Genomic DNA, 19,937 nt, shown 5'->3' with positions numbered 1-19,937 from the left:
GAAAATAATCCTAAATTTGTTGCCCCTTAAATAAAGAAGGTGTTTTAAAATAAGTTTATTATGATTAAAAAACTATCCCTAATCTCTTTGTTTACCTTATTGCCTGCATCTTACTACTATGCACAAACTACTGTTTTTGCGTATGTTAAAGGTCAGGATGGTAAGCCTGTAGAGAGAGCAGAGGTTGATCTTGAACAATCTGTTGATGATGTAACTGCTGATAAAATCGGTTACTTCCAGTTTGTAGATTTGAAGCCAGGACATTATCTTATTACCGTTACAAAACCAAATTTTGAATCTAAAATTTTAGAATTTGATGTAACTGCCGATGAGAAAAGAAAAGACTTAGGTGTTATTATGCTAAACAACAGTTTGGCAACAGACGCCGGAGTAGTTGTGATTGACGATTCTGCAAACGATACAGAAGACGGAGGTTCTGCAATGCAGCCTACAGTAGGACTTTTGAGTTCTGGTAGAGATGCATTTCAAAATGTTTCTGCTTTTGAATTAGGAGCTTATTGGTTTAGACCAAGAGGGGTAGATAACCGTTTTGAAGATGTATTATTCAACGGAGTTTCTATGTCTAAAAATGATGATGGAAGAATCGACTTCAGCAACTGGGGAGGTTTAAATGATGTAACAAGATATCCTTTCGAAAATGTAGATAACATTACGCCATCAGAATATACTTTTGGTAATTTAGGAGGTGTAGCTTATTATAATACAAGAGCTTCTTCTTATAGAAAACAAACATCTTTAGCGTATTCATTTACAAACAGAAGTTATTTGCACAGAGCAATGGCAACTTATTCTTCAGGAATGAGCAAAAGTGGTTGGGCATTTACATTTTCTGGAAGTAGAAGATGGGGAGATCAGGCAATCATTGATGGAGTTTACCAAGATGCTTATGCATATTTTGCATCAGTTGAGAAAAAATTCAGTGAAAGACATTCAATTAACTTCACAGGTTTCGGTTCTCCTACATACAGAGCTTCAAACTCACCAAATACTCAAGAAGTTTATGACATCATGGGTAAAGATTACAACTCGTATTGGGGATGGCAAGACGGTGAAAAAAGAAACTCAAGAATCAGAAAAGTATTTGAACCAATGTTCATGCTTACTGATTATTTAAAAATCGGGAAAAACTCTAACTGGACCAATACAGTTTCTTACCAAATCGGAAGCGATGCAAGAAGTAGACTAGATTGGTTCCATGCAGCTGATCCGAATCCTACTTATTACAGAAAATTACCAAGCTACGGGCTTTTAACTGCAGATGAATTCAGATCGCAATCTCAAATCGATTGGAACAGTCTTTATCAGGCAAACTATCTTAACAACCAAAATATGGATGGTAGTAAGAGAGGTGCAGTTTACAGTATTGTAGAAGATGTAAATAAAGATAAAACTTTCAATTTTGCATCTCACTTTGATACAAGATTAAAAGAAAACTGGAAATTGAATGTTAACTTTAATTATCAGAATCTAAAATCAGATAATTTTAGAAGAGTTAAAGATTTATTGGGTGCGGAATATGCTTATAATTTAAATGCATTCAACAATGATGTACAGTACAATACGGATGATGCAAATACACAAGTAAGAGTAGGAGACAGAACTCAGTATTCTTATGAGTTATCTAAAAATCATTACTCTTTAAATGTATCATCTGAGGTAGATTTCAATAAATTTAACGTTGTAGCGTCTATTTTCAGTTCTTATTCTGAATCTCAAAGAGATGGTCACTTCAGAAGCGGTTTGGCAAGTTTCCAAAACAATTCTAAAGGAAAGAGTTCTATATATGATGCTTTAGATGCAGGTTTGAAAGGTAAGGTTACTTACAAAATCAATGGTAAAAACTTCATTGTTTACAACGGTGCTTTCTTTAGTTTAGCTCCTACATTGAATGAATTGTATATCAACCCAAGAGCTGTAGATTATTTGACTCCGGGAGTTAAAAATCAGATCATTAATTCAAATGATTTGAGCTATATCTTAAGAAGTCAGGTTTTAAAATTGAGAATTTCAGGTTACTATACTACAATTAGTAATTCTACAGAAATTTCAAGATATTATGCAGCGGTAAGTGATCAAACAGGATCTGTAAACACTTTGATCAACGAAGCAATGACAGGTGTTGATAAAAGATACATCGGTGCTGAACTTGGTTTTGACGTAAAAATTACACCTACATTAAATGCGACCGGGGTTGCAAGTATCGGTGAATACAAATACACAAACCGTCCTGATGTTTATTCTTTTGATGACTTAAATGACTTTAGAAGTTATGGAAAAGCAAATATTAAAGATTATAAAGTAGCAGGAACTCCTCAAAAAGCATTTTCTTTTGGTTTGAAATACAATTCACCAAAATATTGGTGGGTTGGTGCATCTGCAAATTATTTAATGGATCAATATCTTGATTTCTCAGCATTAAATAAGACAGCTTACATGTACACAAACCCTGCGACAAATGATCCTTATCCAGGTGCTACACCAGAATTGATTCAGCAATTAACAAAGCAGACAAAATTTGATGATCAGTTTATGTTGAATGCTAATGCAGGAAAATCTTTCAAATTTGGTAATTACAGATTAGGAATCAGCGTATCTGTAAATAATATTCTGAATAACAGAAATTATGTAACAGGAGGATTTGAGCAAGGTAGATTGGCTAATTTCCCTGGTGTACTTGAGGAATCTCAGAGACAAACACCATATTTCGGACCAAAACTTTGGTATGACAGAGGAACCACGTTCTTTACAAATGTTTATTTAAGATTCTAAAAAAGAGACTACAATGAAAAAATATAATTCAATTTTAAAATATATTTTCGTAATCTTTGCAGCGCTTGTTATTACAGGTTGTGTGCATGACGATAAATATGATGAGCCTAATCTTGATGGATATCAGTGTACAGATCTTACTGCTACAATGACGCTAACTCAATTAAGAGCGAAATATACAACTACAGCTTTCACTTTTCCAGATAATTCTACTGATATTGTAGAAGGGTACGTTTCGTCTACTGACGAAACTGGGAATATTTACAAGACAATTTATATTCAGGATAAACCGGAAAACCCAACTCAAGGATTTGTAATCAGTGTAGATGCGGTAAGTACTTATACAAATTATCCTCAAGGTTCTAAAATTTATGTTAAACTTGCTGGTTTATCTTTAGGAACTTACGGTGGAGTAGTACAATTAGGAGTGAAAAATGGAACTGAAACAGCAGCAACTTCAGTATCAAGAATTCCTGAAAAATTGGTACCATCTAGAATTTTCAGATCTTGTACTATAAGAGCGAATATTGTTCCTAAGGTAATGACTTCTCTACAGATGGTTTCTGCAAACGACCAATATATCGGATGTTTGATTCAAATGAATAATGCTGAATTCGATAGCAGAATTTTATGTACTAACTATGCTCCAAACGGAGTTACGGTTGATAGAACTATTAGAGATAATAGTACAGCAACAACAAGAGTGGTAAGAAATAGTGGTTATGCATCATTTGCTAATCAGATTTTACCTTCAGGAAATGGTAAATTTGTTGGTATCTACAGTAAATTCAACAGTACTTACCAAATGTATATTAACAAGGCTACAGATCTTGATATGACTAAATTCCCTAGAATTGATGGTCTTACGTCAAATCCTTGTGAATACAGCGATAATGGATTGACTCAAAAAACGGTTGCGGAAGTTAAACAATTGGCAACGAGCCCGCTTACTTTAATTACAGGAGATTTTGTTCTTAAAGCTAAAGTAACTGCAAATGATAAATCTGGAAACCTTTTCAAATATATCTACGTAGAAGATGCTACAGGAGGTATCAGAATTAACATTGATAAAGCCGATATGTTTAATGATCCTAGATTTGTTGTAGGTAAAGAAGTTTATGTAAAACTTAAAAACTTATACGTAGGAGCGGTTAATGGAGAAATTCAGTTAGGAACTCCATTCAGTGGAGCAGTTGGTAGAATTGCAGAAACTGATGTTTACAAATATTTCTTTGATTCTAAAAAAGCAATTACTGCCGTTACTTCTACAGAAAAAACAATCAGTCAGTTTACAATGGCAGATGTAGGTAAATGGGTTAAGATTAAAAATCTTCAGTTCATTGCAGGAGATTTAGAAAAAGTATATGCTTCAGGTGCAGTGACCAACAGAACTTTAGAAGACTGTTCTGGTAATAAAGTTCTTTTAAGAACAAGTAACTTTGCAGATTTTGCAGGTCAGGTTATCGAATCTGGAAAAGGTGATGTTTATGGTGTTTTAAGTGTATTCAATGGTACTTACCAATTATGGATTACAGATGTTTTAGGAGCTGATTTGGATGATCCAAGATGTGATGGTTCAGTTTATACTCCGCTTGCAGTAATATACAAAGATGATTTTGCAGCTGGAGGTTTCGGATCAGATTGGACAACGGTAAATGTTGCAGGTACTCAGGTTTGGAATACTTCTAACCAAGGTAATGGAACTAATTACTATGCAGTAATGAGTGCTCCATTATCAAATCCAGCCAATGAAGACTGGTTAATTTCTAAAACAGTAAGTTTAGTGGGTAAAACTAAAGCAGCAGTAAGCTTTACGTCTGATGTAAGATATGCTGGAAATGCTCTTCAGGTTTACGCTACAGAAAACTATACAGGAAATCCTGCGACTACAACTTGGGTGCTTTTACCTGCTGCATTAGATACAAACAATGCTGCATTTGGTGACTGGGTAAGCTCAGGAAACGTAGATTTAGCTGCTTTCTTAGGTAAAAACGTAAGAATTGCATTCAAATATACTTCAACAAGTGCTGCTGCAGCAACTTGGGAAATTGATGACTTCAAAATCAAAGGTCAATAATTAATTGATTCTTTTATAAATAGAAAAGACGAACAGTAATGTTCGTCTTTTTTTGTTTTTTTGATATGTTTTAGGATTTATCTTAAACTGAAAGTAACTAATTAACTTTAAGTTGAATATGGTAATAAGAAAGTTTAGATTATTTACATGACGTCAAATTAGATATATTCAATTGAAGCAAAACCTTTGTAGAAATTAATAAGACCCTACAAACAATGCCCTCCGTAGAAACGCTACCTTTATTCGCAAAATTTAATCATAATAAAATATCAAACATAAAAAAAACCACTGCAATTGCAATGGTTATATGATTTTAAATCTAATACTTTCTAAAAATCCACTTCATTTACCTCTTTTCCGCGCTGAAAATTCATTGTTTTCTGATTTCCTTTATAAGCAATGTTCACTAGGTTGATTTGCTTTGGAAAAGCGCTTAAAAGTATCGTATTTTTTATCTTTAGACTATTAATGTCAGAAACACCTCCAGTTTCAAAATATACCCAAACCGTTTCTCCACTTACTTGACTTCCTGTAAAGGTTAAAGTTTTCGGAGAACCATCTACAAATACATCAAAATTATTGTTTACATATTTTTTTACTTCCGCCTCAAAACCGGCAGTATTTCTGTTGATTTTAATGGCATCAGAAATATGACTTGTGTTCATTTTAGTTGTAAACTTCAAAGTTTTGCTTCCGTCGATGTAATCAACCTTCGTCATCGAAGAATAGAAATCAAAAACCGTGAAACTCATCAATGTTAAAAATGTAAAAATACTCGATATATATAAAAATTTTTTCATCTCAATTTATAAATTTGTAGCATATTGCTAAATAAAATGGGTCAAATTTGGTGCCAATTAAAAATTAACGTTTACAGAATATTTATCATAAAAAGCCTTAATATGTGCAACCGCTTCATCTGCCGTATCTACCACGCGGTAAAGATCAAGATCACCTTCAGAAATCATCCCTTCTGTAAGTAAAGTTTCTTTAAACCAGTCTAATAAACCACTCCAAAATTCACTTCCAACCAAAACAATCGGAAACTTTCCAATTTTATTAGTTTGAATTAATGTCATTGCTTCTGTCAGTTCATCTAAAGTTCCAAATCCACCGGGCATTACGATAAATCCTTGCGAATATTTTACAAACATCACCTTTCTTACAAAGAAATAATCGAAGTTTAATGAATATAATTTGTTGATATAAGGATTAAAATGCTGTTCAAAAGGCAAGTCGATATTTAAACCAATCGATTTTCCCTGAGCATTGAAAGCGCCTTTATTTCCAGCTTCCATAATTCCGGGACCACCTCCTGTAATTACTCCAAAACCAATTTTTGTGATTTTTTCGGCAATCTCAACAGCCATATTGTAATACTTGGTATCCGGTTTCAATCTTGCAGAGCCAAAAATAGAAACACAAGGTCCTATTCTCGCCATTTTTTCATAACCATCGACAAATTCAGCCATCACTTTAAAAACCATCCAGCTATCTTTGGTAATGGTTTCGTCCCAGTTTTTTTCTCTCAGGCTGTTTTGAAGTTTTGTTTCGTTGATATCTAATTCTGTATTTTCTATACTTTCGTCTCTTGTTCCTTCAGTTTTCATTCAAATTATTTAAAATATTTTTCTGCTTCAATCACAGATTCAGGTCTTCCCACATCCACTAAAATGCTGTCGTGCACAAAACCATGAATTTTTTCGGTCTGCATTAAATCCAGATATTCTTCCATCACAGAAAATTTCCCCGTTCTCTTAATTTTATCAAAAATCACGGGATTTATACAGTGAACTCCGCTAAAAGCCAAAGGTCTGAATCCCTTGTTGAATTCCGCAAGACGCTGTTCTCCACTTTGTATATTAAGCCATCCTCTCAAAACCAAATCATCATTAAACAGTAATTTTCTAGAACTTTCTCTGTCTGAAACCGCTAAGGTAACAAAATCTTTAATTTCTTTATGGTATTTTACGAAATCATCGATGTTTATATTCGTGAGAATGTCAGCGTTCATGATTAGGAAATCTTCTCCGTGATTAAGGAATTCTTTAGCAAAAATCAAGCCGCCTCCTGTTTCCAACAGTTCATTTGACTCATCTGAAATTTCAATCTTACAGCCGAAATTATTATTTTCTTTTAAAAAGGTAACAATCTGATCACCAAAATGATGAATGTTAATGACAAAATCTGTAATTCCGAAACCTTTGAGATATTTGATATTTCTTTCCAAAAGCGGAATGCCGTTTACTTTAGCCAAAGCTTTCGGATGATGATCTGTAAAAGGTTTTAAGCGGGTTCCTTTTCCTGCAGCAAAAATTAATGCCTTCATTTTATATAATTGATAAGTGATGAATGATAATTGATAGTTAGATTGCTAAATCATTTATAATTTATCAATCATCATTTATTATTGAGTTGGTGCTGTTCGTCATGATGAAGACTTATTTCTACCTTTTCGCCGTATTTTTTTTCGATGAAATGAGCAATTTTTATAGCCGAATAAACCGATCTGTGCTGACCTCCTGTGCAACCAAAATTGATTTGAAGATTTTCAAAACCTCTTCCCAAATAATTATCAATATTTATGGAAACTAAATTTTTAATTAATTCTAAAAACTGAGGCATATCGGTTTTTGTTTCCAAATATTCCTGAACACCAATGTCATTTCCGGTCTGGATTTTATATTCTTCAACTCTTCCTGGGTTTAAAATTCCGCGGCAATCGAATGTGAATCCGCCTCCGTTCCCGGAATCATCTTTTGGTATTCCTCCTTTTTTATATGAAAAACTGTGAATGTCTATGTGTAGCATGTTGTTATTTTTTTATTAAATTATTTTTGAACCATTAAGGTCTATTTAAGCAGTTAAGTTTAATTAAGAATTTTGATAAATCAAAATTTTAGTCGGGAAGTGCTTTAAAATATTCATTAATGAAAGGTTTTAATGACTTCGTGATGTTATTTGTAAAGAAATTAATCAATAATCCTTGAGGTTTTTTGAGAACTTTCATGTAGGTAAGCAATTGTGCTTCATGAATTGGAAGTATTTCTTCGATTGCTTTTAATTCTAAGATTACTAAATCATTAACAAGCAAATCAACAACTAACTTTGTTTCAATATTTACTCCTTCATAATTAATTGTTGCCTGAAGCTGCTGTTTTACATCGTACCCATTATTAATAAGCTCAATTTTCAGACATTCTTCATAAATGCTTTCAAGCAATCCTGGTCCAAGTGTTTTGTGAACTTTTATTGCCAACCCTGTAATCTCATAAGATAATTGAGTAACTTCTTTTTTTGTCATACAGCTTAATATTCTTAACTTCTTAAATATAAAACTTAATGGTTTAATATTTCCTCAATTTTCAATTTTGTTTTTTTCAACCTTAATTGTTCAATCACTTTTTTAAGCTCTGGAAAATCATTCATCATTTCCCAGTTTTGCGCAAATTCTGAAATGTTTTCAATCCCTTTTTCAATGCTTGAAATAAAATGTTGTTTTCTTTGAATCAATCCGCGGAAACCATAAGCTCCCAAAACCTGTAAGAATCTCATCATTTGAATTGGTTTCACCGAGTTTCTTAGTTGAATTTGAATTTCTTTATTTTCAAACTGTTGAATGTAAAATTCGAGCATTTCATTTTTGAAATCTTCCGGAAAATTAGCTTTAGCCTGAAACAGAAATGAAATCACATCATACATCAACGGACCTTTCATTGCAGATTGATAATCGATAAACGAAACTTCATTTTTTTCATTCACCATAATATTTCTTGCCTGAAAATCACGGATCATTAAACCTTTTGGTTCGAGGTTTTCGATGAGGTAAACGATTTTCTTGAATTCTTTCAGTAGAGTAGACTTATGATATTCCAACTCTAAAACATCAACAACGAAGTTTTTGAAATAATATAAATCGTGCATGATTGGAAGTTCATCATAAGATTCATATTCAAAGGTCTTCTGAAAATCTATTTTCCCTTCTGTTTTTGTTTGAAGTTCAAAAAGTTTTGTGAGCGTTTGTTTCACTAGAGAATTTACATTTTCAGACAAACTTTCTTCGGCAATAATCTCTGAAAAAGTTCTTCCACCCAAAAACTGTTGAATGTAAATTTTTCTATCTTCTGAAACAGAATATATCTTTGGTGTATTGAGATTTAACTCAGAAAAAATTTGTGAATAATAAAGAAAACTTTCGTTTTCGGCAATATTCTCGTTATAGGTAATAATGTATTTTCCATTTTGATTTTGAGCCAAAAAATTGACTCTTGCAGAACCGCTTTGAGCTAAAGTGATAAATTCAGCAGATTTTTCACCAAAATGGTTTTCAAAAAATATTTTTGCGTTTTCCGAAGTCATAATATGGTAACAAATATACTAATTTACGTGCTAATTGCTATCTTTGCAGTATGTTAAAAGACTTTAAACCTGTTTTGGGAATTTTGTTGCGTTTCATCATCATTTATTTGGTGTTACTTTTTGCGTATCAGTTTTATCTCAACAGTTTTAAAGAATTTGGTCTTGATCCATATTCCCGATTGATTGCGAGACAAGTGATGTTTCTTCAAAATGCATTAGGTTTTCCTTCAGCTCTTTACGATGATGTTCCAAAACAACAGATTTGGTTTCATGTAAGAACCGGTTTTGTTACCAGAATGGTAGAAGGTTGTAATGCAATCTCGGTAATTATTCTGTTTGTAGCTTTTATTTTTGCGTTTTATAAAGGAACTAAAACTTTCGTTTTTGTTGCAGTAAGTTTTTTGATACTTTATATCATGAATGTTTTAAGAATTGCAGGACTTAATATCGTGTATAGTGATTATACTAAATACGGAAAGATGGCACATGATTATGCATTTCCTGCTATAATCTATGGAAGTGTTGTAGCTCTTTGGTTAGTTTGGATTAAATTTTTTGCTTTAAAAAATGAAAATTCTTAGTTGGTTTTTAGTGTTCCTTGGGATTTGTGGACTTATGGGTGTGAGAATGCTCGAAGATCAGATTTTCTATGATCCTTTTTTGAATTTTTTTCATGAAGCAGATAAGTCTCAAGCTTTTCCGGCTTTTGAATGGGGAAAGCTGATTGGAAGTCATGTTTTCAGGTTTGTTTTAAATCTAATATTTTCATGTATCATTATTCATTTTATGTTTAAAAACAAAGAATGGACGATACAGGGAGCGGTTTTGATTACGATAATTTTTGCTATTACCTTTCCGATTTATCTTTTTTGCATATACAATAAATTTGATATTGGATATCTTTTTTCTTTTTATATGAGAAGGTTTGTTATACAGCCTTTGATTTTACTTCTAATCATCCCACTTTTTTATTACAGAAAGCAGATTCTAGCAAATAATAATTAAATTCATTTTATGAAATGAATATTTCTTTTGAGCAAAGTTTGTTTTTATTTCTCGTTGCTTTTTTTATTGACAGGGTGCAGCATTGGAACGAATATTTACGTTCAAAATCTCACCAATGAGATGAAAGTGGTTACTATTAAGTATAATAGAAAAATTAGTAACATGAAAGCACCAAATTACACATTGAAATTTATAGACCGTATTAAGTCTGCAAAATTTTTTAAATATAAAAATGAAGACAAACTAAAATTACTTGAGCAGAAAATCTCAGATTCTGTAATTGTTGTCAATTTACCTCCGAAATCTACCAGTAGAATTGAGCAAACTTCTAATTACAGATGGTATCGTACAGTAGAGTATGTCGAAATTGACCATCAGAGATACACTGTAGAAGAATTGCAACAAAAATTAATAAAAGTAAAAGCAGACGGTATATTTAAGATAGAATAAAGAATTTATACTGTATGTTTCTCAACATTGGTCACATTTTCGGGAGTCCATTTTATACGTTTTGCAAATGGTAATTCTCTCACCGGACAATCAAAAATCTGACAAACCGGACAGGAAATCGTCTTGCAATCATCCATATGGAAATTAAACTCGACTGTTCTTTTGGTATTTTTGGCTAAAAGAAGAATGACGTTTTCCATTTCCTGATGAGCTTCTCGAAGGCTGTAATAATACGGTAGTGTGATGTGAGCATCGATGTGAAGTGAGGAGCCGAATTGCTGGATTTTCATGTTGTGAATGTCTATCCATTCTATATGTCTGTTTTCTTCTAAAAGTTGAATGATGTTGTTTAAAAGTTCGGGATCCTGTTCATCCATAATTCCTCGCAGTGACTTTCTGACGATTTTATAACCGACAAAAATTATGTAAAAACCAAAGATTAGGGCAACGACAGAGTCAATCCAATAAATTTTGGTGAAGTAAACGATAACTAAACTGATAACCACTCCCAATGTTGTAATCGTATCCGACTGTAAATGTTTTCCGGAGGAAATTAGCACTAAAGAATTCTCTTTTTCGCCTTTTTTAATAGAGATATAGCCTAAAATATAATTGATAATCGCAGTTGCTGCAATAATAGCAATTCCCCAATCTAAACCTTTCAAAACTCTTCCGGTTACCAAGCTGTTGACGCCTTCGTAAATAATCATAATTCCGGCAATCGCGATAAGTGCGCCTTCTATTCCTGCGGTAACAAACTCTACTTTTCCGTGCCCGTAAGGATGATCTTCATCTTTAGGTTTTGAAGCTAAATGCAAAGAATATAAACCCATAAAAGCACTGATGACGTTCACAATGCTTTCCATTGCATCAGAGAATACAGCATCGGAATCTGTAAGTTTCCAAGCGATAATTTTACCTACAAAGAGAATGATTCCGAAAACCGCAATGAGCTTTTGGAAACCGATTTTGTCTTTATTGATGTTCTTTGTCATCATTTTCTACATATTCATATTATTGATAGGATTTTATCCTATTTTTTAGAAAGTCGTCCCTTCGGGACTGATTAAGTTTTTATCCATCAACTAACAACTAATTACTAACAACCAAATAATTATTCGATAAAAAAAAGAATCTCTTTTGGAGACTCTTTTCTTTTTTGTTAGTTTATACTAAGTTGTTTGCTACTAAGTATTCTGCAATCTGTACTGCGTTTGTTGCAGCGCCTTTTCGCAGATTGTCTGCCACAATCCAGAGATTGAGTGTTTTTGGTTGTGAGAGATCTCTTCGGATTCTTCCGACGAAAACTTCGTCTTTTCCTTCTGAATATAAAGGCATTGGATATTCGTTGTTTTTAACGTTATCCATTACGATAACTCCAGAAGTTTCAGATAAGATTTTTCTTACTTCGTCTAATTCAAATTCGTTTTCAAATTCGATATTAACGCTTTCAGAATGACCTCCTTGAACCGGAACTCTTACCGCAGTTGCCGTTAAATTGAATGTATCATCACCTAATATTTTTTTAGGCTCTTTCATTAATTTAATTTCTTCTTTAGTATAATCGTCATCAGAGAATACATCACAGTGTGGCAAAGCATTTTTGAAGATTTGATAAGGATAAACTTTAGCAACAGAATCGTCACCAGAAATTTCTCCGTTCAATTGATCTACAGCAGCTTTTCCTGTTCCTGTCACCGATTGGTAAGTAGAAACAATGACTCTTTTTAAATCGTATTTTTTATTCAACGGGCCTAAAACCATGACCAACTGAATCGTAGAACAGTTCGGATTTGCAATAATCTTGTCTTCTTTTGTTAAAACGTCTGCGTTGATTTCAGGAACGACTAATTTTTTAGTAGGATCCATTCTCCAAGCTGAAGAATTATCAATTACGGTAATTCCAGCTTCAGCAAATTTTGGAGCGTATTCTAAAGAAGTAGAACCTCCTGCAGAGAAAATTGCAATATCAGGTTTGGCAGCTATAGCGTCGTCGATGCTTACGATAGTGTAATCTACCTGTTTATACTTCACCTGTTTACCAATAGATCTTTCCGAAGCTACCGGAATTAATTCTGTTACAGGGAAGTTTCTCTCTTCGAGAACTTTAAGCATCACTTGTCCAACCATTCCTGTTGAACCTACTACAGCTACTTTCATTGTTGTTTAAATAAAATTTAAGTTAATATAAATTAAGCTCCGAAGACTCTTGTCCACGGAAACGCAAATGCGAATAAACCTACTGCGATTAATCCCATGATTACAATTCCTAAAGAAATGGTATCATTAGATTTTACTTTCTTGTTAATGATGGTCATCAAAACTGCAGCAATAAGCATAGAAAATGGGTGTTCTACATACTGAAATCTCAAATCAGCGTTTTTCATGACTGATCCCATATCCAAACCTTTAGTAAAGTTCATAACCAGCATAATGATTCCGATTGTAAACTGAACGTGGAAAAAGATCATTGTAAATAAAGTAACTTTCTTTAGTAACTTATTTACTTTACCGCTATATCCGAACATTACGGTTAATAAAGCGATGATAAATAGGGCGGTTAATCCAAGTTCCAAATAAGCAAAACCTTTATGGGCACTCAGTAAAATTTTGTAAAAATCCATACTTCTATTTTTTCTATTTTTAAAGTGTACAAATATAAAAAAATCCCAGCGATAAAGCTGGGATTTGGTATTTAATAAAAGTGAATTTATTAGAATTTAAATGCAATTGAAGCTGCCCAAGTTCTACCGAAACCGAAGTAAACAGTATTGCTTGTATCTAAACCTTTGTAGAAGTTTTGCGGATTGTTAATATAAGTATTATACAATGCCTGTGCTTGTGCATCTGTATTGGTAGATGTTTTGAAGTCTGCAACATCTTTTACGTGTGTAGAAGATTTACCATCAGAGATGTAAGTAGTGTCAAATAGGTTATAAATGTTACCAGTTAGTACAATTCTCTGCCCATTTCCAACTTTGAAAGAATATGACATACCTAAATCAAATAGATTATAGCTAGGATATTCTAAAGCTCCTTTTTTACCATTATTACTAATGTTTCCATTAGGCTGAACGTAAATGTCGCTGAAATTGATCAATCCATAATAGTTGTCATAATAGTTCCAGTTAGCAAATACGCTTAAGTCTTTAATTGGTTTTAAAGTAAATCCTAATGCAGCAGTAGTTTGTGCAGCATCTGAAACTTTTACTTTATCTAATGCAAATTCTACATCAGTTTTACCATTTAAAGCAATAGGAGTTCCGTTTTCGTCATAAAGATTTCCACTTGCATTTCCTTTGTATTTCCAGTCTCCAATAGAGAACATTGCGTTGAAAGATAAATAATCCGTAGCTTTTATTGTTCCTTCAAATTCAATTCCCATGTGGATTTCATGAATACCTGTAAGGTTTGCATAAGGTCTGTTATAGTTTCCTCCTGCAGGATTAGGTACTGTAAGACCTGTGAATCTATTATATCTGTCTTTCCAAGAAGTATAATAAGCATTAACATTAGCATTGAAGATTCCACTTCTGAAACCATAACCTAGTTCTGCTGAAGCAATTTTCTCATTGGTTAATAGTGGGTTTACAATTTGTTGATTTCCAGTAGCTCTTCCATCATTTGTATTAATTAATGGGTTGTTTCCTGAAGCTGGAGCAAGTGGAGAGTTGTAAACAGAATTAAATAAAGGTTGCTTTTCATAATATCCAACATTAGCAAATACATTATGCTGCTCGTTAATATTATAGTTAATACCAGCTTTAGCATTAAATCCTAAAAGAAATTTAGTGTCTGTTTTTTGTGTAACAGCTTGGCCTTGTTGGATTACTCCGTCTTTTAACCAGTTGTCGATTCTTTTATAACCTTGTTCTGAAACTGAACCTTGAACAAACGCTGAAATTTTATCATTTGAATATTCAAGTTGTCCGAAAAGTCCACCCCATAGTACCTCGCCATCATAGTTTCTGTAAACAATTTGGTTTTTATCTTTAACAGATTTAGCAAAAGGATTTGCTGAAGGTGCAGCGTTTTGTACTAAAGTTACATCATAACCTCCAGGGTTATTCATATCATCTTTCTCAATATACTTATTATTTCCCCATAGACTAGTCAGTACACCTGGGTGATAACCATAGTAATATCTTAAATCAATACCTCCTGAGAAGTTCCAATTTTGATTAATTTTATGTTGGAAATTAGAAAGTAATCCATACCAGTCATGAGAGTTTACACTTGCTCTTCTTACGAGACCATTAGTTCTTGTAGCAACGCCAGGTGTTTTGTTTATCGCATTGATTCCTGTGTTATTAGCTACAGCAGGATTCCAAGTTACATTTTGTCCTTGGTTCCAAGCCTGAATGTCATCAAATCTAATTAAACCATCAGCAGTTTTTGGAAGGTTATTGATACTTGAACCGTTAATGCTTCCTATAACTCCGGTACCACCACCTCTACCCCAAGATCCGTAAAGAACTGAAGATAATTTTGATCTTTCAGAGATTTTCCAATCCCAGTTAACTGATGCTACCGGTTTACTGTAGAAGTTTACAGTTTGAGACATTACTTCGTCATTCAAATAACCCCAGTTAGAGTTGTATCTTCTGTTTGGCTCATCTACTCCATTTCCGTATTTAATAAAGTTTGCAATTGAACTTTGGAAGTTCTGCATATGTTTTTGAGGTGCTCCAGTAAAAGTAAATTGGAAATCGTGCTTTTCATTAGGCTGATAACCTAAAGCAAAATAATAGTTGTAAGCTTCGAATTCTGACCCATCAATATATGTTGATCCTGCAGTTCTAGCCATTAAGAATGAAGTAGACCAACCTTTAGCTGATTTACCTGTGTTGTATGAGAATAAAGTTTTTAAGTAGCCGTCATTACCAACTCCTAGTAAAACATTACCTTCTCTTTTCTTGTCAGCAGCTCTTGTTACAATGTTTACTGTTCCTCCAACAGAAGCAATAGCTAATTTTGAAGAACCTAAACCTCTCTGAATCTGCATTGCTGAAGTTACATCTGATAATCCTAACCAGTTACTCCAATATACAGCACCATCTTCCATACCATTAACAGGAACCCCGTTAATCATTACAGCAGTGTTGTTTGTATCGAAACCACGGATATTCATACGACCATCACCAAAACCTCCTCCGCCTTTTGCAGCGTAGATTGATGGTGTGGATTTTAAAATTTCAGGAAATTCTTGGTTTCCTAATCTTTCAACAATTTGTGCTTCTTTAATTGTAGAAACTGCAACTGGAGTCTTTCTGTCTTTAGCAAGATCGGCAACTCCTGTTAGCACAACCGCTTCGATATCTTTAGACCTTTCGTCTTTTATGGTATCTTTAGCCTCTTGTGCATAATAAACGCTAGCTGTAGAAAGTGAAATTATCACAGTTAGCATCGATTTGTTGATTAATTTCATAATCGTAAGTAATAGTTAGAATTAAATTTTCAGCAAAATTCGACAAATAAAATTTAACTATTATTAACTGAATGTTAATTTTTAACGATTCTTAACAAAGCTTAATGTGTTGATTTTCAGTAAAAAATAGAAAATATGAATTTTCATGTGAAAAAAATCATATTATTTAATTTTTAACAAATAGCCTTTGTTTTTATTAAAAATGTAATGATTTATTGATGTGCTTTTAAACTCAAATCTATATTGTCAGCCGAGTGTGTAAGCGCTCCTACAGAGATGTAGGTTACTCCTGTAGCGGCAATATCTTTCAGTTGATTTCTTGTAATTCCGCCTGAAGCTTCACTTTCGCAAGACCCGTTGATCAATTGTACTGCTTTGGTCATTGTGGCAACATCCATATTGTCGAGCATGATTCTGTCAACTTTTGCATCAATAGCTTCTTGTACTTCTTCAAGATTACGGGTTTCAACTTCTATTTTAAGTTTTTTCTTAGATTTTTTCACATAGTCTTTTGCCATTTTCACAGCATTGGTAATGCTTCCATTGTAATCGATGTGATTGTCTTTCAGCATAATCATGTCATAAAGACCATATCTGTGATTGGTTCCGCCACCGATTGCAACTGCCCATTTTTCGCAAACTCTGAAGTTGGGAGTAGTTTTTCTCGTGTCTAAAAGTTTTGTTTTGGAACCAATCAATCGTGAGTCCCAATCATGAGTTAAAGTTGCGATACCACTCATTCTCTGCATACAATTTAGAACTAATCTTTCAGTTGAAAGAATAGATCTTGCACTTCCTGTAACAATAAATGCGATGTCACCCACTTTTGCTACTTCACCATCTTTGATATAGTTTTCAACTTTTAAATTCTTGTCGAACGTTTTAAAAATAATTTCAGCCAATTCAACACCGGCCAAAATGCAGTTTTCTTTAACTAAAAGTTTGGCACTTTGCTGAAGATCTTTAGGGATTGTAGACAATGTAGAATGATCGCCATCTTGAATGTCTTCCTCCAAAGCATTTTTAATGAATTGTTTTAAAACTTTATCGGTAGCGTAGCTTGGTCTTTTCATTATTGTAATTTTTTTAGTTCATTTTCCACTTCTTCAATTGATGGAAGGTGAGATTTGAAATTTTCGGGTAATATTTTTTTAAGTTCGTAGGAAGAAATTCCTAATGGCTTATGAAGATCTGTGAGAGAATATTCTGCGATAATTTCATTTTTATCTTTACAGATGATCATTCCAACGGTTGCGTTGTCATTTTCGTCTCTCATTTGTTTGTCAACGGCAGTTACATAAAAATTGAATTTACCAGCGAACTCCGGTTCAAAATGTCCGGTTTTTAATTCGATGACGATATATCTTTTTAATTTAATATGATAAAAAAGTAAATCAATAAAAAAAGACTGATTCCCAACTGAGATTTCAACTTGTTTTCCCACAAATGCAAATCCGCTTCCCAATTCTATCAAAAATTTTGAAATGTTTTCGGTTAAAGCATTTTCTAATTCTTTTTCTTTATAGGTTTCTGTAATATTTATAAAGTCAAAAATATAAGGATCCTTCAATGTTTCGCGTATCAATTCGCTTTCGTATTCGGGAAGTGTTTTTGAAAAATTATTAATAGTTTTTCCTTGACTCTCAATCAATTTTCCCGAAATCATATTGAGTAAAACAGCCCTACTCCAACCATTCTCTATTTTTTTTTTGATGTAAAAATAAGCTTCTTTAGAAGTTGAGCATTTAGTCATCAAGGTGACATGATGACCCCATGGAACTAGAAAGATATTATTTATCAATTCGTCAACAAATTGTTGACGATTTTGATTATCCTCATTCGTGAATTCGTCACCAACTTGGTGACGATTTGTATTTTCTTGATTATAAAACAGATAGAATCTTTTGCAGTATTTTAGATTGCTTTCAGAAAAACCTTTTATTTCAGGAAATTCTATACGTAAGTCTTTGCTTAGCTGTGAAAAAAATCCTGAACCATAAGTATTTTCAAAATTTCGTTCGGATATTTCCTTTCCCAAATCCCAATACATTTCTATCAAAGCAGAATTCACCTGAATTGCCGCTTTGATTTGGCTTTGCTGGATTTTTTGTTTTAAATCTAAAATCCAACTGATGTATTGTTCATTGCTTTTTTCCAGCATATCCAAAATTTATAATAAACTTTAAATTTTCCTTTTTAAGGATTTAAAATTAATAATCAATTATGCTTGAACTAAATCTTTATTGTAAAATGCACCTTTATTCTGAGTCATTTCCATCGATTGGGTAATAATCAGATGGGCAACAGTTGTTAAATTTCGTAATTCTGAAAGTTGAGGTGAAAGAATAGAGTAGTGGTAAATCTCATCAACTGCAGCAGCGATTTCAGAATGTTTTCTTAAAGCCATTTTGAGCCTGCTGTTACTTCTTACAATACCTACTAAGTCGCTCATCATTTCCTGAAGTTGTTTTCTGAGGTAAGAAACAATCACCATTTCGTCAATAATTTTCATTCCTTCTTCATTCCATTCCGGAACGGCTTTTAAATCGTCGAAATTGAAATTGTTTTCTTTTAATAATTCTACAGTTTTCATGGCTGCATTGTGACCGAAAACCAAACCTTCCAATAATGAGTTTGATGCCAATCTGTTTGCACCGTGAAGCCCGGAATTTGTGCATTCACCAACAGCAAAAAGATTATTTAATGAAGATTGTCCGTCTTTATCAACCTCAATTCCGCCCATCAAATAATGACAAGCCGGAACTACAGGAATCAATTGAGTAAAGGGATCAACTCCTTCGTCTTTACATTTTTTATAAATATTTGGGAAATGTTCTAAAAATTTTTCGTGATTCATTTCACGGCAGTCTAGACCAACAAATTCGTCTCCCGTAATTTTCATTTCAGCGTCTATAGCTCTTGCAACAATATCTCTTGAAGCTAATTCTTCTCTTTCATCATATTTATGCATGAATTTTTCGCCTCTCTTGGTTCTTAATTTAGCACCATCACCACGAACTGCCTCAGAAATTAAGAACAGCATCCCATCAAGTTTACTGTATAAAGCAGTCGGATGGAATTGATAATACTGCATATTGGTCACTTTTCCTTTTGCACGGGCAACGAAAGCGATTCCGTCTCCTGTAGCGATTGTTGGATTGGTCGTGTTTTTATAAACATGTCCTGCTCCTCCCGTTGCAGCTAAAGTAATTTTGGAAGTAATTTTTTTAATGGATTTAGATTTTTCATCTAAAATATAAGCTCCGTAGCAATTAATTTCGCCTTCATTTAATTCTTTTCCAGGAACGTGATGCTGAGTAATGATATCAATAACGTAATGATGGTCAAGAATTTCAATATTTGGGCTGTTTTTTACTGTTTGAAGTAAAGCTCTTTCTATTTCAAAACCGGTGATGTCTTTGTGATGTACAATTCTATTTTCTGTGTGACCGCCTTCTCTACCTAAAGCAAATTCGCCGTTTTTCTTATCAAAATTTGCGCCCCATTCAACGATTTCGTTAAATCTTGCAGGAGCTTCTTTTACAACCATTTCTACAACATCACGTTTATTTTCGCCATCTCCGGCTCTCATCGTGTCTTCGATATGTTTGTTGAAATTATCGTTTTTAGAATCGGTAACCACCGCCAAACCGCCTTGAGCATATTTTGTATTACTTTCGTCTTCGTCAGACTTTGTTACGATGATTATTTTGGCATCGGGAAATTGTTCGGAAACTTTTATGGCATAAGATAATCCGGAAATCCCGGAACCAATCACTAATACATCCGCTTTTATCATATTCTTGCTTTAAGACAACTGTCTAAATA

General features: G+C 33.3%; 18 protein-coding genes. 5 read left to right on the top strand and 13 right to left on the bottom strand.

The window, feature by feature from the left end; genetic code table 11:
• The first annotated feature begins 60 nt into the window (after window positions 1-60).
• Together OF897_RS00425 and OF897_RS00420 are read left to right on the top strand one after the other, a co-directional pair.
• Window positions 61-2,790: a carboxypeptidase-like regulatory domain-containing protein gene (locus OF897_RS00425; RefSeq protein WP_267263718.1), complete on the top strand. Its 2,730-nt coding sequence runs from the start codon at window positions 61-63 to the stop codon at window positions 2,788-2,790.
• A 13-nt stretch (window positions 2,791-2,803) separates the two neighbouring features.
• Window positions 2,804-4,867 carry a DUF5689 domain-containing protein gene (locus tag OF897_RS00420; protein WP_267263717.1) on the top strand — a complete coding sequence of 688 codons (2,064 nt, stop codon included), beginning with the start codon at window positions 2,804-2,806 and terminating at the stop codon, window positions 4,865-4,867.
• A gap of 329 nt (window positions 4,868-5,196) precedes the next feature.
• On the opposite strand, the gene OF897_RS00415 is transcribed toward OF897_RS00420, so the two are convergent.
• From OF897_RS00415 to OF897_RS00390, 6 genes are all read right to left on the bottom strand, one after another.
• On the bottom strand, window positions 5,197-5,667 hold the full coding sequence (locus OF897_RS00415) for a DUF6702 family protein (RefSeq protein ID WP_267263716.1): 471 nt from the start codon (window positions 5,665-5,667) through the stop codon (window positions 5,197-5,199).
• Window positions 5,668-5,724: 57 nt separating this feature from the next.
• Window positions 5,725-6,477, bottom strand: coding sequence for an LOG family protein (locus tag OF897_RS00410; protein WP_267263715.1), 753 nt, complete (start codon window positions 6,475-6,477; stop codon window positions 5,725-5,727).
• Window positions 6,478-6,482: 5 nt separating this feature from the next.
• Entirely contained in the window at window positions 6,483-7,196 is a 714-nt protein-coding gene (locus OF897_RS00405; RefSeq protein WP_267263714.1) for a nucleotidyltransferase family protein, read from the bottom strand.
• A 71-nt stretch (window positions 7,197-7,267) separates the two neighbouring features.
• Window positions 7,268-7,678, bottom strand: a complete 411-nt coding sequence (locus tag OF897_RS00400) for a RapZ C-terminal domain-containing protein (protein ID WP_267263713.1) — start codon at window positions 7,676-7,678, stop codon at window positions 7,268-7,270.
• 88 nt (window positions 7,679-7,766) lie between these two features.
• The gene (locus tag OF897_RS00395) at window positions 7,767-8,171 is read right to left on the bottom strand and encodes a GxxExxY protein (RefSeq protein ID WP_267263712.1); all 405 of its coding nucleotides are present in this window, start codon (window positions 8,169-8,171) and stop codon (window positions 7,767-7,769) included.
• Between the two features lie 35 nt (window positions 8,172-8,206).
• A complete protein-coding gene (locus tag OF897_RS00390) occupies window positions 8,207-9,226 on the bottom strand; it encodes an aminoglycoside phosphotransferase family protein (protein ID WP_267263711.1) in 1,020 nt (339 codons plus the stop codon).
• A 50-nt stretch (window positions 9,227-9,276) separates the two neighbouring features.
• Here OF897_RS00390 and xrtF point away from each other — a divergent pair, with 50 nt between their 5' ends.
• The 3 genes from xrtF to OF897_RS00375 all read left to right on the top strand — a co-directional run bounded on the left by xrtF (window position 9,277) and on the right by OF897_RS00375 (window position 10,681).
• Window positions 9,277-9,807 carry an exosortase family protein XrtF gene (gene xrtF, locus OF897_RS00385; RefSeq protein ID WP_267263710.1) on the top strand — a complete coding sequence of 177 codons (531 nt, stop codon included), beginning with the start codon at window positions 9,277-9,279 and terminating at the stop codon, window positions 9,805-9,807.
• Complete coding sequence (locus tag OF897_RS00380; protein WP_267263709.1) at window positions 9,794-10,231, top strand: exosortase F system-associated membrane protein; 438 nt, start codon at window positions 9,794-9,796, stop codon at window positions 10,229-10,231. Before xrtF ends, OF897_RS00380 begins: the two co-directional genes overlap by 14 nt.
• A gap of 162 nt (window positions 10,232-10,393) precedes the next feature.
• Complete coding sequence (locus OF897_RS00375) at window positions 10,394-10,681, top strand: hypothetical protein (protein ID WP_267263708.1); 288 nt, start codon at window positions 10,394-10,396, stop codon at window positions 10,679-10,681.
• 5 nt (window positions 10,682-10,686) lie between these two features.
• Here OF897_RS00375 and OF897_RS00370 read toward each other — a convergent pair whose 3' ends face one another.
• The 7 genes from OF897_RS00370 to nadB form a co-directional block, all read right to left on the bottom strand.
• Entirely contained in the window at window positions 10,687-11,676 is a 990-nt protein-coding gene (locus OF897_RS00370; protein ID WP_407648266.1) for a cation diffusion facilitator family transporter, read from the bottom strand.
• Between the two features lie 172 nt (window positions 11,677-11,848).
• Window positions 11,849-12,841, bottom strand: a complete 993-nt coding sequence (locus OF897_RS00365) for an aspartate-semialdehyde dehydrogenase (protein ID WP_267263706.1) — start codon at window positions 12,839-12,841, stop codon at window positions 11,849-11,851.
• A 32-nt stretch (window positions 12,842-12,873) separates the two neighbouring features.
• The gene (locus OF897_RS00360; protein WP_267263705.1) at window positions 12,874-13,305 is read right to left on the bottom strand and encodes a hypothetical protein; all 432 of its coding nucleotides are present in this window, start codon (window positions 13,303-13,305) and stop codon (window positions 12,874-12,876) included.
• An 89-nt stretch (window positions 13,306-13,394) separates the two neighbouring features.
• A complete protein-coding gene (locus OF897_RS00355; protein ID WP_267263704.1) occupies window positions 13,395-16,109 on the bottom strand; it encodes a TonB-dependent receptor in 2,715 nt (904 codons plus the stop codon).
• Window positions 16,110-16,321: 212 nt separating this feature from the next.
• Entirely contained in the window at window positions 16,322-17,182 is an 861-nt protein-coding gene (nadC, locus tag OF897_RS00350; protein ID WP_267263703.1) for a carboxylating nicotinate-nucleotide diphosphorylase, read from the bottom strand.
• A complete protein-coding gene (locus OF897_RS00345; protein ID WP_323808996.1) occupies window positions 17,182-18,270 on the bottom strand; it encodes a PDDEXK nuclease domain-containing protein in 1,089 nt (362 codons plus the stop codon). Before OF897_RS00345 ends, nadC begins: the two co-directional genes overlap by 1 nt.
• Window positions 18,271-18,330: 60 nt before the next feature.
• On the bottom strand, window positions 18,331-19,908 hold the full coding sequence (gene nadB, locus OF897_RS00340) for an L-aspartate oxidase (protein WP_267263702.1): 1,578 nt from the start codon (window positions 19,906-19,908) through the stop codon (window positions 18,331-18,333).
• Between the last annotated feature and the right edge of the window lie 29 nt (window positions 19,909-19,937).

This window comes from Chryseobacterium formosum, from assembly GCF_026460885.1.
GTDB classification, from domain to species: Bacteria; Bacteroidota; Bacteroidia; order Flavobacteriales; family Weeksellaceae; genus Chryseobacterium; species Chryseobacterium formosus.
Note: the sequence above shows the minus strand (reverse complement) of the source record. Positions and strands in the feature narration are given on the sequence as shown.

What these genes read in the sequence shown, in the direction of transcription:
- OF897_RS00360 (WP_267263705.1), bottom strand. Translation starts at nt 13,305, where the DNA reads ATGGATTTTTACAAAATTTTACTGAGTGCCCATAAAGGTTTTGCTTAT.
- OF897_RS00400 (WP_267263713.1), bottom strand. Translation starts at nt 7,678, where the DNA reads ATGCTACACATAGACATTCACAGTTTTTCATATAAAAAAGGAGGAATA.
- OF897_RS00380 (WP_267263709.1), top strand. Translation starts at nt 9,794, where the DNA reads ATGAAAATTCTTAGTTGGTTTTTAGTGTTCCTTGGGATTTGTGGACTT.
- OF897_RS00415 (WP_267263716.1), bottom strand. Translation starts at nt 5,667, where the DNA reads ATGAAAAAATTTTTATATATATCGAGTATTTTTACATTTTTAACATTG.
- OF897_RS00345 (WP_323808996.1), bottom strand. Translation starts at nt 18,270, where the DNA reads ATGCTGGAAAAAAGCAATGAACAATACATCAGTTGGATTTTAGATTTA.
- OF897_RS00410 (WP_267263715.1), bottom strand. Translation starts at nt 6,477, where the DNA reads ATGAAAACTGAAGGAACAAGAGACGAAAGTATAGAAAATACAGAATTA.
- OF897_RS00375 (WP_267263708.1), top strand. Translation starts at nt 10,394, where the DNA reads ATGAAAGCACCAAATTACACATTGAAATTTATAGACCGTATTAAGTCT.
- OF897_RS00405 (WP_267263714.1), bottom strand. Translation starts at nt 7,196, where the DNA reads ATGAAGGCATTAATTTTTGCTGCAGGAAAAGGAACCCGCTTAAAACCT.
- OF897_RS00370 (WP_407648266.1), bottom strand. Translation starts at nt 11,676, where the DNA reads ATGACAAAGAACATCAATAAAGACAAAATCGGTTTCCAAAAGCTCATT.
- OF897_RS00395 (WP_267263712.1), bottom strand. Translation starts at nt 8,171, where the DNA reads ATGACAAAAAAAGAAGTTACTCAATTATCTTATGAGATTACAGGGTTG.
- OF897_RS00420 (WP_267263717.1), top strand. Translation starts at nt 2,804, where the DNA reads ATGAAAAAATATAATTCAATTTTAAAATATATTTTCGTAATCTTTGCA.
- OF897_RS00365 (WP_267263706.1), bottom strand. Translation starts at nt 12,841, where the DNA reads ATGAAAGTAGCTGTAGTAGGTTCAACAGGAATGGTTGGACAAGTGATG.
- nadC (WP_267263703.1), bottom strand. Translation starts at nt 17,182, where the DNA reads ATGAAAAGACCAAGCTACGCTACCGATAAAGTTTTAAAACAATTCATT.
- OF897_RS00355 (WP_267263704.1), bottom strand. Translation starts at nt 16,109, where the DNA reads ATGAAATTAATCAACAAATCGATGCTAACTGTGATAATTTCACTTTCT.
- xrtF (WP_267263710.1), top strand. Translation starts at nt 9,277, where the DNA reads ATGTTAAAAGACTTTAAACCTGTTTTGGGAATTTTGTTGCGTTTCATC.
- nadB (WP_267263702.1), bottom strand. Translation starts at nt 19,908, where the DNA reads ATGATAAAAGCGGATGTATTAGTGATTGGTTCCGGGATTTCCGGATTA.
- OF897_RS00425 (WP_267263718.1), top strand. Translation starts at nt 61, where the DNA reads ATGATTAAAAAACTATCCCTAATCTCTTTGTTTACCTTATTGCCTGCA.
- OF897_RS00390 (WP_267263711.1), bottom strand. Translation starts at nt 9,226, where the DNA reads ATGACTTCGGAAAACGCAAAAATATTTTTTGAAAACCATTTTGGTGAA.